The sequence below is a fragment of the Variovorax restrictus genome, assembly GCF_051216715.1.
Lineage (GTDB): Bacteria > Pseudomonadota > Gammaproteobacteria > Burkholderiales > Burkholderiaceae_C > Variovorax.
In genome coordinates, this window is the sequence record NZ_JBPJZH010000001.1 from 440,092 (window position 1) to 453,966 (window position 13,875).

General features: G+C 67.3%; 13 protein-coding genes. 1 reads left to right on the forward strand and 12 read right to left on the reverse strand.

From position 1 onward, the window contains the following. Positions 1–19 precede the first annotated feature (19 nt). The 3 genes from ACSFA0_RS02100 to sucC all read right to left on the reverse strand — a co-directional run bounded on the left by ACSFA0_RS02100 (position 20) and on the right by sucC (position 2,862). Positions 20–706: a TerC family protein gene (locus ACSFA0_RS02100; protein WP_435448582.1), complete on the reverse strand. Its 687-nt coding sequence runs from the start codon at positions 704–706 to the stop codon at positions 20–22. A gap of 88 nt (positions 707–794) precedes the next feature. Next, positions 795–1,688 (reverse strand): succinate--CoA ligase subunit alpha, encoded by an 894-nt coding sequence (gene sucD, locus ACSFA0_RS02105; protein ID WP_435448583.1) that lies wholly within the window; start codon positions 1,686–1,688, stop codon positions 795–797. A gap of 10 nt (positions 1,689–1,698) precedes the next feature. Continuing rightward, positions 1,699–2,862 carry an ADP-forming succinate--CoA ligase subunit beta gene (gene sucC / locus ACSFA0_RS02110; protein WP_435448584.1) on the reverse strand — a complete coding sequence of 388 codons (1,164 nt, stop codon included), beginning with the start codon at positions 2,860–2,862 and terminating at the stop codon, positions 1,699–1,701. A 173-nt stretch (positions 2,863–3,035) separates the two neighbouring features. Between sucC and argC the strand changes: the two genes are divergently transcribed. Beyond that, positions 3,036–3,959: an N-acetyl-gamma-glutamyl-phosphate reductase gene (argC, locus tag ACSFA0_RS02115; protein WP_435448585.1), complete on the forward strand. Its 924-nt coding sequence runs from the start codon at positions 3,036–3,038 to the stop codon at positions 3,957–3,959. Positions 3,960–3,988: 29 nt separating this feature from the next. On the opposite strand, the gene ACSFA0_RS02120 is transcribed toward argC, so the two are convergent. The 9 genes from ACSFA0_RS02120 to ACSFA0_RS02160 all read right to left on the reverse strand — a co-directional run bounded on the left by ACSFA0_RS02120 (position 3,989) and on the right by ACSFA0_RS02160 (position 13,838). Next, positions 3,989–4,723, reverse strand: a complete 735-nt coding sequence (locus ACSFA0_RS02120; protein ID WP_435448586.1) for a hypothetical protein — start codon at positions 4,721–4,723, stop codon at positions 3,989–3,991. A gap of 79 nt (positions 4,724–4,802) precedes the next feature. Next, complete coding sequence (locus ACSFA0_RS02125; RefSeq protein WP_435448587.1) at positions 4,803–5,621, reverse strand: M55 family metallopeptidase; 819 nt, start codon at positions 5,619–5,621, stop codon at positions 4,803–4,805. Then, positions 5,618–6,640 (reverse strand): DmpA family aminopeptidase, encoded by a 1,023-nt coding sequence (locus tag ACSFA0_RS02130; protein WP_435448588.1) that lies wholly within the window; start codon positions 6,638–6,640, stop codon positions 5,618–5,620. Before ACSFA0_RS02130 ends, ACSFA0_RS02125 begins: the two co-directional genes overlap by 4 nt. Before the next feature lie 2 nt (positions 6,641–6,642). After that, the gene (gene gsiD / locus ACSFA0_RS02135) at positions 6,643–7,527 is read right to left on the reverse strand and encodes a glutathione ABC transporter permease GsiD (protein ID WP_435448589.1); all 885 of its coding nucleotides are present in this window, start codon (positions 7,525–7,527) and stop codon (positions 6,643–6,645) included. A 10-nt stretch (positions 7,528–7,537) separates the two neighbouring features. Next, positions 7,538–8,458 (reverse strand): glutathione ABC transporter permease GsiC, encoded by a 921-nt coding sequence (gene gsiC / locus ACSFA0_RS02140; protein ID WP_435448590.1) that lies wholly within the window; start codon positions 8,456–8,458, stop codon positions 7,538–7,540. Positions 8,459–8,482: 24 nt separating this feature from the next. Next, entirely contained in the window at positions 8,483–10,021 is a 1,539-nt protein-coding gene (gsiB, locus tag ACSFA0_RS02145) for a glutathione ABC transporter substrate-binding protein GsiB (RefSeq protein WP_435448591.1), read from the reverse strand. 57 nt (positions 10,022–10,078) lie between these two features. Beyond that, complete coding sequence (locus tag ACSFA0_RS02150) at positions 10,079–11,965, reverse strand: dipeptide ABC transporter ATP-binding protein (RefSeq protein ID WP_435448592.1); 1,887 nt, start codon at positions 11,963–11,965, stop codon at positions 10,079–10,081. 11 nt (positions 11,966–11,976) lie between these two features. Then, on the reverse strand, positions 11,977–12,918 hold the full coding sequence (locus ACSFA0_RS02155; protein ID WP_435448593.1) for an isoaspartyl peptidase/L-asparaginase family protein: 942 nt from the start codon (positions 12,916–12,918) through the stop codon (positions 11,977–11,979). Then, a complete protein-coding gene (locus ACSFA0_RS02160) occupies positions 12,915–13,838 on the reverse strand; it encodes a MurR/RpiR family transcriptional regulator (RefSeq protein WP_435448594.1) in 924 nt (307 codons plus the stop codon). The genes ACSFA0_RS02155 and ACSFA0_RS02160 overlap by 4 nt, the downstream gene beginning before the upstream one ends. Positions 13,839–13,875 lie beyond the last annotated feature (37 nt).

The window sequence follows — 13,875 nt, forward strand, 5'->3', positions numbered from 1 at the left end:
GGGGCGAGGGCGCGGCGCGTCAGTGCGCGGGCTGGTGGGCGGTGCGGCGCCCCAGCCAGCGCCCGACGAACACCACGAAGGCGGCGCCCGCAGCCGCGGCTGCGTAATGGAGCCACGGGTTGGCGGCCAGCACATCGCGCAGGAACACATCGCTCACGATGGTTTCGCCACCGACCCAGCCGATGAGGGCTGCGCCGAGCATCACGATGATGGGGAAACGTTCCATCAGCTTGATCATGAGCGTGCTGCCGAAAATCACCAAGGGAATGCTGATGGCCAGGCCGAGGATGAGCAGCGTCGTGTCGCCCTGTGCCGCGGCCGCCACGGCGATCACGTTGTCCAGGCTCATCACGAGGTCGGCGATCAGGATGGTGCGCACGGCCGCCATCAGGGTGCCGTATTCCTTGCTCTCGCCTTCGCCCTCGTCTTCGTCGCCCAGCAGTTGCAGGCCGATCCACAGCAGCAACAGGCCGCCCACCACCTGCAGGAAGGGCAGGCTCAGGAGCTTGGCGGCCACCACCGTCAGCACGATGCGCAGCACCACGGCCGCGCCCGAGCCGAAGAGCACGGCCTTTTGCTGCTGCGCGGGCGGCAGCGAACGGGCAGCCAAGGCGATCACCACCGCGTTGTCGCCCGAAAGAATGATGTTGATCCAGACAATCTTGACCAGGCCGATCCAGAAGTCAGCGCTTTGAAGCAGTTCCATGTCTCTTTTCCACGTGTTATGTATTGAAAAAGCGCCCGCAATTCAATTGCGAGCGCTCTTCGTTTGTGTGTGGTGCGGGACGCGAGTCTTACAGCTTGGCCTTCAGCAGTTTGGCCAGTTCCGAGAAGTTACGCGTCACGGTGAAGCCCGACTCTTCCATGATGGCGAGCTTGGCATCCGCGGTGTCGGCACCGCCCGAGATCAGCGCGCCGGCGTGGCCCATGCGCTTGCCCGGAGGCGCCGTGACACCGGCGATGAAGCCCACCACCGGCTTCTTCATGTTTTCCTTGCACCAGCGTGCGGCGTCGGCTTCGTCGGGGCCGCCGATTTCGCCGATCATGATGACCGCGTCGGTGTCCGGATCGTCGTTGAATGCCTTCATCACGTCGATGTGCTTCAGGCCGTTGATCGGGTCGCCACCGATGCCCACTGCCGACGATTGGCCGAGGCCGATTTCGGTGAGTTGCGCCACGGCTTCATAGGTCAGCGTGCCCGAGCGCGAGACCACGCCGATGCGGCCCTTGCGGTGGATGTGGCCGGGCATGATGCCGATCTTGATCTCGTCGGGCGTGATCAGGCCGGGGCAGTTCGGGCCAAGCAGCAGCGTCTTCTTGCCGCCGGCGGCTTCCTTGGCCTTCATCTTGTTGCGCACTTCGAGCATGTCCTTGACCGGAATGCCTTCGGTGATGCAGATCGCCATGTACAGGTCGGCTTCGACGGCTTCCCAGATGGCGGCAGCGGCGCCGGCGGGCGGCACGTAGATCACCGACACGGTGGCGCCGGTTTCCTTGGCAGCTTCTTTCACCGAACCGTAGATCGGGATGCCGAAGATCGACTCGCCGGCCTTCTTCGGGTTCACGCCGGCCACGAAGGCGTTCTTGCCGTTCGCGTATTCCTGGCACTTCTCGGTGTGGAATTGACCGGTCTTGCCGGTGATGCCTTGCGTGATGACCTTGGTGTCTTTGTTGATGTAGATCGACATGACTTGTTCCTTACTTGGCGACTGCCGCCACCACTTTTTGGGCCGCGTCGGCCATCGTGTCGGCGCTGATGATCGGCAGGCCCGAATCGGCCAGCAGCTTCTTGCCTTCGACTTCGTTCGTGCCCTTCATGCGCACGACCAGCGGCACGGAGAGGTTCACGGCCTTGCAGGCTGCGATCACGCCGGTGGCGATGGTGTCGCACTTCATGATGCCGCCGAAGATGTTGACCAGAATGCCCTTGACGTTCTTGTTCTTCAACATGATCTTGAAGGCTTCGGTCACCTTCTCGGGGGTTGCACCGCCGCCCACGTCCAGGAAGTTGGCCGGCTCGCCGCCGAACAGCTTGATGGTGTCCATGGTGGCCATGGCCAGGCCGGCGCCGTTCACCAGGCAGCCGATGTTGCCGTCCAGCGAGATGTAGGCGAGGTCGAACTTCGAAGCTTCGACTTCGGCGGCGTCTTCTTCGTCCAGGTCGCGCAGGGCGACGAGTTCGGGGTGGCGGAACAGCGCGTTCGGGTCGAAGTTGAACTTCGCGTCCAGCGCCATCACGTTGCCCTTGCTGTCACGGTTGAGCGGGTTGATCTCGACCAGCGAGGCGTCCGTCTCCATATAGCAGGTGTAGAGCTTCTTGAGGATGTCGACGGTCTGCGCGGTCGAATCGGCCGGCATGCCGATGCCGTCGGCGATTTCCTTGGCTTGCGCGTCGGTCAGGCCCAGCTGCGGATCAGCGAAGACCGTGATGATCTTCTCGGGGGTCGAATGGGCGACCTCTTCGATGTCCATGCCGCCTTCGCTCGACGCGATGAACGCGACCTTCTGGGTCGCGCGGTCGGTCACGGCGGAAATGTAGTATTCCTTGTTGATGTCGGCGCCGTCTTCGATGTACAGGCGGCGGACCTTCTGGCCTTCGGGGCCGGTCTGGTGCGTGACGAGCTGCATGCCGAGGATCTCGCCGGCGAGCTTCTTCACGTCTTCGATGCTTTTGGCGACCTTGACGCCGCCGCCCTTGCCGCGGCCGCCCGCGTGAATCTGGGCCTTGACCACCCACACAGGGCCGCCAAGCTTCTGGGCGGCCTCGACCGCCTCCTGGACCGTGTATGCCGGAATGCCGCGTGGCACGGGCACGCCGAACTTGGCAAGAATTTCCTTGCCTTGGTACTCGTGAATCTTCATGAGGTGTCTCTCGGAACGGAGGTTGAAAACTGGAGAGGGAGGGCTGTTGTTCACGAGCCACGGCGCACCGGAGGGCGGGGGCGGGAACAACAGGCGACTGTATCATGGTGCGCCGCACCAACGGCGAGCGTTCGCCTGCGGTCATCACGTAGTACCCACACTCGGTAACAAACATGGCCAAGGTCTTCATCGACGGCGAAGCCGGCACCACCGGCCTCCAGATTCGCGAGCGGCTCGCGAAGATGCCCCAGATCGAACTCGTCAGCATCGCGCCCGAGTTGCGAAAAGACGCGAACGCCAAGCGCGACCTGATGGCCGGCGTGGACCTCGTCATCTTGTGTCTGCACGACGACGCAGCCATCGAATCGGTCGCGCTCATCGACCAGCTGCCGGGCAAGAAGCCCAAGATCATCGACGCTTCGACCGCGCACCGCACGAACCCCGACTGGGTCTTCGGCTTCCCCGAGCTGGTCGAAGGCCACTGGCAGGCCGTCTCGAAGGCCCAGCGCGTGGGCAACCCCGGCTGCTACGCCACCGGCGCCATCGCCATCGTGCGCCCGCTGGTCGACGCCGGCCTGCTGCCGGCCGACTTTCCCATCGCCCTGCCCTCGGTCAGTGGCTACTCGGGCGGCGGCCGGACCATGATCGAGGCGTACGAAAAAGGCGAGGCACCGCCCTTCGAGACCTATGCGCTGGGCTTGAAGCACAAGCACATCCCCGAGATCATGAAGTTCACCGGGCTGACCCGCCGGCCGATCTTCATCCCCTCGGTGGGCAACTTCAAGCAGGGCATGCTGGTGCAGTTGCCGCTGCACCTCGATGACCTGCCGGGCAAGCCGAAGGCGGGCGACTTGCACGACGTGCTGGCCGCGCACTATGCGCAGAGCAACACGCCGGAAAAGTTCGTCGCGGTGCTGCCGCCCACGCCGGACGGCAAGCTCGAGCCGACGGCGCTGAACGACACCAACCAGCTCGAGCTGCGCGTGTTCCCGAACGAGGACCACCGCCACGCGGTCGTCATCGCCCGGCTCGACAACCTCGGTAAGGGCGCCAGCGGCGCGGCGGTGCAGAACCTGAAGCTGATGCTGGGGCTCTGAGCCCTTCGTCCCGCTTCGTCAGCACCAGCTCACCACACCAGCCAGAGACCGATGCCGAGCAGCGCGGCGTGCGCTGCGATGGTGAGGTAGAGCGGCTGGCGCGAAGGCGTGCCCAGGTCGTTGAGGGTCTCGGCGATGCGGCGGGTGAGCAGCTCGCGCAGCGCCGGGTCGGTCGACTTGTCGGCGCCGGGCGGCGTGGGCTGGTCGGGTGTGTCGGCGCGTGCCTGTTGCCACTCGGCGAGCATTTCGGACAGCGGCAGACGCTTCAGCACGAAGGTGATCACGGCCCGGATCGCCCGCCCTTTTCCCAGCATCGGTGCCACCTGGCTGCAGAGCTGGTCGACCGACAGCCAATCGGCCGTGCGCTTGAGAGCGCCGTGCGTGCGCGGCATCGCTTCGATGCGGCTGGCGATCCCGATGGCGAGCCGCTGCGAGATCGCATCGCCGTGGTCGGCCGTCACCTTCTGCAAGGCCTTGCGGCGACCGTGCGCGACGCCGATCGTCACGTAGAGCGGGATGAAGAACAGCAGCAGCACCGCGATCAGCAGCGACGGTGACGCGATGAGTGCCAACACTGCACCGGCGCCGCCCGCGCGTGCGCCCGGCATGCCTGGTCCGTCGAGCCGGCTCAAATAGAAGAAGAAAGCGCCGCCGCCGAGTACGACGGCGAGCACGATGCCCTGGATGACCGAGCCGGCGAAAGAGGCGCCGGCCTTCAGCCCGGTGCGTCCGATGGACGACGTGGTGGTGAAATTCGATGACATGACGGTCCTCCCTGATTGACCCGGGGCCGCATGCGTGGCGGCCCGATATGGGGCCGGATCATGCCATCCGCCTGCTCGCCTACCGCAGCAGGGCCGACATCGCCGAGCAGCAATTGAGCATTCGTACCGCCGCCTCGACCGAGGGGGCGGCGAAGCGCAGTTCGACCGGCGCGACGCGCTCGAAGGTGGGCCACTGGCAGAACAGGTCGGCCAGCGCCGGGGTCTGGGTGCGCAGCGTCACGCGCAGGGGCGTCGGCCACACGAGCAGTCCGACGGCGCCGCGTGCGGCGAGCGCGTCGGCCACACCCGCACGAATCGCCGCGCACGACTGCGCGGGCGACAGCGAGATGCCGCTGGTCTGGCCCGTCGCGCGCTTGGTCTGCACGAAGGTCGCCTTCGGGAACAGCGGACGCGTCTCTTCGATGAACAGGTCGTCGCCACTCGCCATCAGCACCGGCGCGCCGTACTCGCCCGCGAGCGCGCCGTAAAGGCCGGCTTCGCTCATCGGCTGGCCGTCGAACTCGACGCCTGCGAAGGCGAAGCTGTTGATGGTGTGCGCGAGGATGCCGGCACCCTGCGCGCGTGCGTGGTAGCCGACCATGCAGACGCCGTCCATGCCCAGCTCCACGCCCGCCACCATGCTGAGGTAGCGCGGCTTGCCCTGGATCGCCTGTGCGCGCAGGTCGAGCAGGTCGGGCAGCAGGTTGCGGAAGTCGCCATGCGAATCGTTGACGTAGACCTCGGTCGCACCGCCGTCGAAGGCGCCAGCGATGGCCGCGTTGGCCTCGTCGGTCATCCAGCGGCGGGCGCGCTCGTACTCGCCATTGCCCGCGCGCGTCTGCTGCGGGTGGTAGACGCCGGCCACGCCTTCGATGTCGGTGGAGATCAGGATTTTCATGGGGTTCGTTCGTTTGGAAGCGGCAGCACATAGCGCAGCGCGCGCCGCACATGGCCGTCGCGGCCGGTGACGGTCTCGGCGCGCCACAGCGCATGCAGGATCGCCTGTTCGACGCTGTCGGCCACCGCCTGGAACAGGCCGTCGAGCAGCCCGTCGTGCAGCATCGCGATGGCCGGCATCGGCTCGCCCTGCCGCTGCGGCACGGTATAGGCGGTCGAGAAAGCCAGCGCGATGTCGCCGCTGCCATGACCGAAGACCGAGCCGGTGCGCGCGAGCCCCGCGCCTGCGCGCAACGACAGGCGACGCAGCTGGCGCGCGTCCAGCGGCGCGTCGGTGGCGATGAGGATGATGATCGAACCCTTCTCGGGCTCGGTCGGCACGGTGGGCACCGGTGGACCGATCGCATGCCCCGCGATCACGAGGTTGTCGCGCACGCCGTAGTTGGCCAGCACCAGCGCGCCGACGGTGTGCGCGCCGGCCAGACGCGATGCGCTGCCAATACCGCCCTTCAGCCCGAAGCTGGCCATGCCGCGGCCTGCGCCGACCGAGCCCTGCGCGAAGTCGTCGCTTGCGGCCGACCAGGCCCGCAGGTAGTCAATCTCGGTCACGGCCATGCGCTGGATGTCGTTGAGATAGCCGTCGTTGCACTCGAAGACCAGCGGGTTCACCGTCGGCAGGTCACGGCCGCAGTCGGGGTTGGCCGCCACGCACTGGCGGATCTGCGCTGCCGCCACTGCGGGCACCGCGAAGGTGTTGGTGAGCGCGACGGGCGTTTCGAGCACGCCGAGCTCTTCGACCTGCATCAGCCCCACGCTCTTGCCGAAGCCGTTGAGCACCGTGAAGCCGGCCGGCACGCGCTGCCGATACGGGTCGCCGCCGTGCGGTCGCAGCACGGTGACGCCCGTCTGCACGTCGCCGTCATCGAGCGTTGCGTGGCCGACGGTGACGCCCGCCACGTCGGTGATCGCGTCGCGCGCGCCCGAAGGCAGGCGGCCGATGCGCGGAACCGGGACCGCCATGGCTACAGCCGGTCGATCTTCGGATCGAGCGCGTCGCGCAGACCGTCGCCCAGCAGGTTGAAGGCCAGCACCGTGAAGAAGATCGCGAGCGACGGGAACAGCGCGACGTGCGGCGCGTTGACCATGTCGGCGCGCGCTTCGTTGAGCATCGCGCCCCACTCGGGCGTCGGCGGCTGCGCGCCCAGGCCCAGGAAGGACAGGCTCGCGGCCGTGATGATCGAGGTGCCCAGCCGCATCGTGAAGTACACGACGATGGCAGAGATGGTGCCCGGCAGGATGTGGCGCAGCAGGATGGTCCGGTCGCTCGCGCCGATGCTCTGTGTGGCCTCGATGTAGGTGAGATTCTTCAGCACCAGCGTGTTGCCGCGCACCAGGCGCGCGAAGGCCGGCACGCTGAACACCGACACCGCGATCACCACGTTGATCATCCCGCTGCCGAGGATCGCCACCACGCCCAGCGCCAGCAGCACGCCCGGGAAGGCGAAGAGCACGTCGGAGATGCGCATGACGATGCGGTCCCACCAGCCGCCGTAGTAGCCCGCGAGCAGGCCGAACACGGTGCCGACGATGGCGCCCAGCACCACCGAGAAGAAGCCGGCCGCCAGCGAGATGCGCGTGCCCATCAAGATGCGGCTGAAGATGTCGCGGCCCAGCGGGTCGACGCCGAACCAGTGCATCAGCGACGGGCCCTGGTTGATGCGGTCGTAGTCGAAGAAGTTCTCGGCGTCGTAGGGCGCGATCCAAGGCGCGAGCACCGCGACCAGCACCAGCAGGCCCACGAAGATCAGCGCGCCGAAGGCGACGTGCTGCATGCGGAACTTGCGCCAGAACTCGCGCCAGGGCGTGCGCACCGTGTGGTCGGCAGCGACCGTGGAAGAAGTCGTCATGGTCGGGGCTTCACTTGTAGCGGATGGTCGGGTTGATGAAGCCGTAGAGCACGTCGACCACGAGGTTGATCAGGATGAACTCGAGCGAGAACAGCAGCACGAGCGTCTGGATGATGGGGTAGTCGCGCATCTCGATGGCGTCGACCAGCAGGCGGCCGAGCCCCGGCCAGTTGAAGACGGCCTCGACCACGATCGAGCCGCCGAGCAGGAAGCCGAACTGCAGGCCCATCATGGTCACCACGGGAATCAGCGCATTGCGCAGGCAGTGCTTGAGCACCACCCACTTCTCGCTCACGCCCTTGGCGCGGGCGGTGCGCACGAAGTCTTCCTGGATCACCTCGATGAAGGACGAGCGCGTGAAGCGCGCCATCACGGCCGCGACGGCCGCACCCAGCGTGATCGAGGGCAGGATGTAGTGGCGCCAGGTGTCCGCACCGACGGTAGGCAGCCAGCCCAGTTGCACCGAGAACACCTGCATCAGCAGCATGCCCAGCGCAAAGGCGGGAAATGAGATACCCGAGACCGCCAGCGTCATGCCGATGCGGTCGGGCCATTGGTTCCGATACACGGCCGAGACGATGCCGATGACCATGCCGAAGATCACCGCCCAGACCATGCTGGTGAGGGTGAGCAGCAGCGTCGGCATGAAACGCTCGGCGATCTCGGTCGACACCGGGCGCTTCGAGCGCAGCGAGGTGCCGAAGTCGCCCTGCACGATGTTCACGAAGAAGTTGAGGAACTGCTGCGGCAGGGGCTTGTCGAGCCCCAGGTCCTGGCGCACCAGTTCGACCGTCTCGGGGCTGGCGTCGACGCCCGCGGCGAGCCGCGCCGGGTCGCCCGGCAGCAGGTGGACGAACAGGAACACCAGCACCGCGACGATGAGGAGCGTCGGCAGCAGACCCAGCAGGCGCTTGAGGATGTAGGAAGTCATCGTCGCGGAACTGTGTGGACGCCTTTACTTCAGGTCGACGTCGTCGAAGTTGAAGCTGCCATCGGGAATGACGTAGAAGCCGGCCAGGTTGCGCGCGCGCACCGACAGCAGTTGCTCCGTCACCAGGAAGGCCCAGGGCGCGTCCTTCCAGATGCGTTGCTGCACATCGGCATAGATCTTCGCCTTGGCGGCCGGGTCGGTGGTGACCAGCGCCTTCTTGATGCCGGTGTCGACCTCGTCGTTCTTGTAGTAGGCCGTGTTGAACAGCTTCGGCGGGAACGATTCCGACGACAGCAGCGGACGCAGTGCCCAGTCGGCTTCACCGGTCGACGACGACCAGCCCACGTAGTACATGCGCACCGGCGCGGTGGCCGGGTCTTGCGCGCTCTCGACGCGTTCGACGCGCTGGCCGGCTTCGAGCGCCTGCACCTGCACCTTGATGCCGACCTGGCCCAGCTGCTGCTGCACGAACTGGATCACCTTCTGCGCGGTCGTGTAGTTGTAGGCCGACCACAGCGTGCTCTCGAAGCCGTTGGGGTAGCCGGCTTCCTTCAGCAGTTCCTTCGCCTTGGTCGGGTTGTAGGGCCACGGGCCCAGCTTGACTGCGCCGTCGACGCCCTTGGGCAGCACGCCTTCGGCCGGGATCGCATAGCCGGAGAAGGCCACCTTCGCCAGTGCTTCCTTGTTGATCGCGTAGTTGATCGCTTCGCGCACCTTCGGGTTGTCGAAGGGCTTCTGCTGCGTGTTGAACGAGATGTAGCGCTGGATGATCGACGGCGCGGCCGTCACTTCCAGGCTGGCCTTGCCCTGCAGGTTCTGTGCGGCTTCAGGCGGCATCGGGAAGGCGAAGTGCGCCTCGTTGGTCTGCATCATCGCGGCGCGGGTGTTGTTGTCCACCACCGGGCGCCAGGTGATCGAGTCGACCTTCGGGTAGCCCTTGCGCCAGTAACCGTCGAACTTGGCGACCTTCAGGTAGTCGGTCGACTTCCATTCGACGAACTTGAAGGGGCCGGTGCCCACCGGGTTCTGCGCGATGCCCTTGCTGCCGAACTTGGCCAGCGCGGCCGGCGAGATGATCACGCCCGACGGATGCGCCAAGGTATTGATGAACGGCGAGAAGGGCTCGGTGAGCGTGAACTTCACCGTGGTCGCGTCGACCGCTTCGGTCTTGGCGATGTTCTTGTAGAGGTTGTAGCGTTTGAGCTTGTTCTCGGGATTGGTCACGCGGTCGAAGGTGGCCTTCACCGCTTCGGCGTTGAAGTCGGTGCCGTCGTGGAACTTGACGCCGGTACGCAGCTTCACGGTGTAGATCAGACCGTCCTTGCTGACGGTGTGGCCGGTGGCGAGCACCGGCACCATCTTCATGTCCTTGTCGAAGCCGTAAAGGCCTTGGTAGAAGGACTTGGCCACGGCCTGCGACAGCGTGTCGTTCGCGTCGTACGGGTCGGTCGTCGTGAAGTTCGACTGCACTGCGACCACCACATCCTTGGCGGCATGGGCGGACAGCGCGACGCCGGCCAGGGCCAGCGCGCCTGCGATTCGGGAAAGGCGTTGGGTGTACATGCGAAGACTCCTTTGAAGTCGGTTGGGTGGGGATTGAAAAGGAAAAACTGAAACGGGTCAGACGACCGGATGCCGCGCCACGAAGTGGCCCGGTCCGACCTCGACCAGCGGCTGCACGTCGGGCTCGTAGCCCACCGGGTGCACCGGGCTCGGGATCTCGCCCTTCTGCAGCGTGCGGCCGATGTGGCGGCGCGTCGGGTCGGCCACCGGCACCGCAGCCATCAGGCGCTTGGTGTAGTCGTGCTGCGGGTTCTCGAAGATCGCGCGGCGCGGGCCGATCTCCACGATCTGACCGAGGTACATCACGGCCACGCGATGGCTCACGCGCTCGACCACGGCCATGTCGTGCGAGATGAAGAGAAAGGCCACGCCCAGCTCGCGCTGCAGGTCGAGCAGCAGGTTGACGATCTGCGCCTGGATCGACACGTCCAGCGCCGACACCGACTCGTCGGCCACGACCACCTTGGGGTTGAGCGCCAGCGCGCGCGCGATCGCGATGCGCTGACGTTGCCCACCGGAAAACTCGTGCGGATAACGCTGCGCATGGTCGGCCGGCAGGCCGACCTTCTCGAGCAGCCAGCGCACGCGTGCCTGCGCCTCGTCGCCGCTGGCGATGCCGTGCACCAGCAGCGGCTCCATGATCGAGTAGCCCACCGTCACGCGTGGGTCGAGCGAGGCGAACGGGTCCTGGAAGATGAACTGGATGTCGCGGCGCAGGGCCTGCACGTCCTTCTTCGGCAGCTCGAGGATATTGCGGCCGTTGAACTCGATGGCACCGCGCTGGCTCTCGACCAGGCGCAGCAGCGAGCGGCCGGTGGTCGACTTGCCGCAGCCCGATTCGCCGACCAGCGCCAGCGTCTCGCCGGCGTGCAGGTCGAAGCTCAGCTTCTCCACCGCATGCACGCGGCGCGTGACGCGGCCGAGGATGCCGCTGCGCAGGTCGAAGCGCGTGACCAGGTCCTTCACGCGCAGGATGGGTGGCTGGTCCTGGCGCACGGTGTCCTGCGGCACGGCCGCGGTCGGCGTGGCGTTCTCGTCGACCCGCAGCAGCTCGAACTTGGCCGGCAGGTCGGTGCCACGCATGGCGCCCAACTGCGGCACGGCCGACAACAGCGCACGCGTGTACGGGTGGCGCGGGTCGGCAAACACCCGCTCGGCCGTGTCGGCCTCGACCTTGTCGCCGCGGTACATCACGAGCACGCGGTCGGCCACTTCGGCCACCACGCCCATGTCGTGCGTGATGAAGAGCACGCCCATCTGCATCTCGGTCTGCAGCTCGCGGATGAGCTGGAGGATCTGCGCCTGGATGGTCACGTCGAGAGCGGTGGTGGGCTCATCGGCGATCAGCAGCGACGGCTTGCACGACAGCGCCATCGCGATCATCACGCGCTGGCGCATGCCGCCCGAGAGCTGGTGCGGGAAGCGGTCGAGCACGTTCTTCGCTTCGGGGATGCGCACCAGTTCGAGCATGCGTAGCGCCTCGGCGCGCGCGGCGGTGCGGTCCTTGGCCTGGTGGATCGCGATGGCCTCGGCGATCTGGTCGCCCGCGGTGAACACGGGGTTCAGCGAGGTCATCGGCTCCTGGAAGATCATCGCGATGTCGGCACCGCGGATGCTGCGCATCGACGCGTCGGAGGCGCGCGCCAGGTCGAGCACCTGGCCGTTGCGGCGGCGGAAGGCCATGCGGCCATTGATGATCCGGCCACCGCCGTATTCGACCAGCCGCATGAGCGCGAGCGAGGTCACGGACTTGCCCGACCCCGACTCGCCGACGATGGCCAGCGTCTCGCCACGCTCGACGTGGAAGGACAGGTGGCGCACGGCGTCGACCACGCGCTCCGAAGTCGAGAAGCGAACGTTCAGGTCGTCGACCGCCAGCACCTGGCTGTCTGGCAGCGTGAGCGCGGAAGCGACGGGTGGCGGGGCGGAGAGGACGGCAGACATGGCGACCCGATTCAACGGTGGATGGCAGTGTGGGGCGCTTCGGCGCCGCGGGCATGCGCGCGGTACATGCCCTCGGTGTTGAAGGGGAGGCAGACGTTGCCCAAACGGTCGACGGCGATCAGGCCACCGCGTCCGCCGAGCGGCGGCAGCGACTGCATGACGACCGCGTCGGTGGCCTGCTGCAAGGTCTGGCCGCTGTAGCGCATGCGCGCGCAGACATCGTAGGCCGCGACCACGCGCATGAACATCTCGCCGCTGCCGGTGCATGACACCGCCGCCGTGGCGTCGTCGGCATAGGTGCCGGCGCCGATGAGCGGCGAATCGCCGATGCGGCCGACGCGCTTGTTGGTCATGCCGCCGGTGGACGTGGCGGCGGCCAGGTGGCCGTGCACATCGAGCGCGACAGCGCCGACGGTGCCGAACTTGGTGCCCTCGGCCAGCGGCGCGCCGTCATGGTCGAGCGAGACGCGATCGCCCGCCCGGGCGTGGTGCAGCTGCTGGCGCCGTGCCTCGGTCGAGAAGTAGCTCGGGTCGACCATCTCCAGCCCGTGCTCGCGCGCGAAGGCTTCGGCGCCCGTGCCGGCGAGCAGCACATGCGCGCCGTCTTCCATCACCGCGCGGGCGGCGCGCACCGGGCGGCGGATGTGGCTCACGCCCGCGATGGCGCCGGCACGCAGGTCGGCGCCGTTCATCACCGCGGCATCGAGCTCGTGCGTTTCGTCATGCGTGAAGACCGCGCCGTGGCCGGCGTTGAACAGCGGGCAGTCTTCCAGCATCTCGACGGCCAGGCAGACGGCGTCGAGCGCCGGGGCGCCGCGCAGCAATGCGGCCTGGGCGGCCGCGACGATGGCATGCAGCGCCTCACGGTAGGGCTGGGCGCTGGCGGCGTCGGCCGCCACGGCGGCAATGGTGCCGGCGCCGCCATGGATGGCGATCACGGGGGTGGTGTTCATGGTGTCTCTTTCTTGTGGGCCGCCGCGGCCGCGCGCAGGCCTTGCGCGCCATGCAGCCAGGGCATGACCGACTCCATCACGCTGCCGGCCATCTGGAAGGCGCCCGGCGTGCGCAAGGCGACGGCGCTGGTCAGCGCCTCGATCACGGCCAGCGCACTGGTCTCGCAGTTGGGACGGTAACGGGTTTCGGTCTGCGCATACAGGGCCACATCGGCCAGTGGCGCCAAGGGGGAACTGGGCCGGTCGGTCAGCACGAGCACCCGCACGCCGTGCGCCCGCGCGATGCCGGCCAGCGTGACGGTGTCGGTCAGGTAACGCGGGAAACCGATGGCCACCAGCAGGTCGCGCGAGCTGCCGCGCGCGATCGAGCGGGCGCCGTGGGTCACGCCGCTGGGCGTAGGCAAGAGGCGCAGGTCGGCGCAGTAAGCGTCCAGGCCGTGGTGCAGCAGCCCCGCGAGCCAGGCGCTGGCCCCGAAGCCGGCGATGTAGACGGTGCGGGCGTCGAGGATGTGCTGCACCGCCTGCTCGCAGGCGCCGTAGTCCAGCGTGCGGCGGGTCGCCTCGATGTTGCGGTGGCTTTCTTCCAGCGCCGTGGCGAACACCTCGGCCACGGTCGACGGCTGCGCCAGGTTGCCGCGTAGCTGCTCGACCGGCGCGATCAGCGGCTCGAAGCCCCGCACCAGCTCGGCCCGGAAGCTGGCATAGCCCTCGTAGCCCAGCGCCCGCGCGAAGCGGTTGGCCGTCGCCACCGACACGCCCGCCGCCACCGCCAGTTCGTCGATTGGCAGCGTGGCCACCTGCAGCGGGTGCGTGAGCACATAGTCGGCGACCTGCCGGTGCGAACGCGTCAGGCGCGGGAGTTCCTGCGCGATGCGTTGCGCCACCGTGGTGCTGCTGGCAGGGGAAGAAGACGGGGTCATGCCGGGGCGGATGCACGCTTTGCGGGCATAAAAGTAA

Bases quoted from the DNA above. Each gene is read 5' to 3' on its own strand.
- ACSFA0_RS02100 (WP_435448582.1), bottom strand. From the start codon at position 706: ATGGAACTGCTTCAAAGCGCTGACTTCTGGATCGGCCTGGTCAAGATT.
- sucD (WP_435448583.1), bottom strand. From the start codon at position 1,688: ATGTCGATCTACATCAACAAAGACACCAAGGTCATCACGCAAGGCATC.
- sucC (WP_435448584.1), bottom strand. From the start codon at position 2,862: ATGAAGATTCACGAGTACCAAGGCAAGGAAATTCTTGCCAAGTTCGGC.
- argC (WP_435448585.1), top strand. From the start codon at position 3,036: ATGGCCAAGGTCTTCATCGACGGCGAAGCCGGCACCACCGGCCTCCAG.
- ACSFA0_RS02120 (WP_435448586.1), bottom strand. From the start codon at position 4,723: ATGTCATCGAATTTCACCACCACGTCGTCCATCGGACGCACCGGGCTG.
- ACSFA0_RS02125 (WP_435448587.1), bottom strand. From the start codon at position 5,621: ATGAAAATCCTGATCTCCACCGACATCGAAGGCGTGGCCGGCGTCTAC.
- ACSFA0_RS02130 (WP_435448588.1), bottom strand. From the start codon at position 6,640: ATGGCGGTCCCGGTTCCGCGCATCGGCCGCCTGCCTTCGGGCGCGCGC.
- gsiD (WP_435448589.1), bottom strand. From the start codon at position 7,527: ATGACGACTTCTTCCACGGTCGCTGCCGACCACACGGTGCGCACGCCC.
- gsiC (WP_435448590.1), bottom strand. From the start codon at position 8,458: ATGACTTCCTACATCCTCAAGCGCCTGCTGGGTCTGCTGCCGACGCTC.
- gsiB (WP_435448591.1), bottom strand. From the start codon at position 10,021: ATGTACACCCAACGCCTTTCCCGAATCGCAGGCGCGCTGGCCCTGGCC.
- ACSFA0_RS02150 (WP_435448592.1), bottom strand. From the start codon at position 11,965: ATGTCTGCCGTCCTCTCCGCCCCGCCACCCGTCGCTTCCGCGCTCACG.
- ACSFA0_RS02155 (WP_435448593.1), bottom strand. From the start codon at position 12,918: ATGAACACCACCCCCGTGATCGCCATCCATGGCGGCGCCGGCACCATT.
- ACSFA0_RS02160 (WP_435448594.1), bottom strand. From the start codon at position 13,838: ATGACCCCGTCTTCTTCCCCTGCCAGCAGCACCACGGTGGCGCAACGC.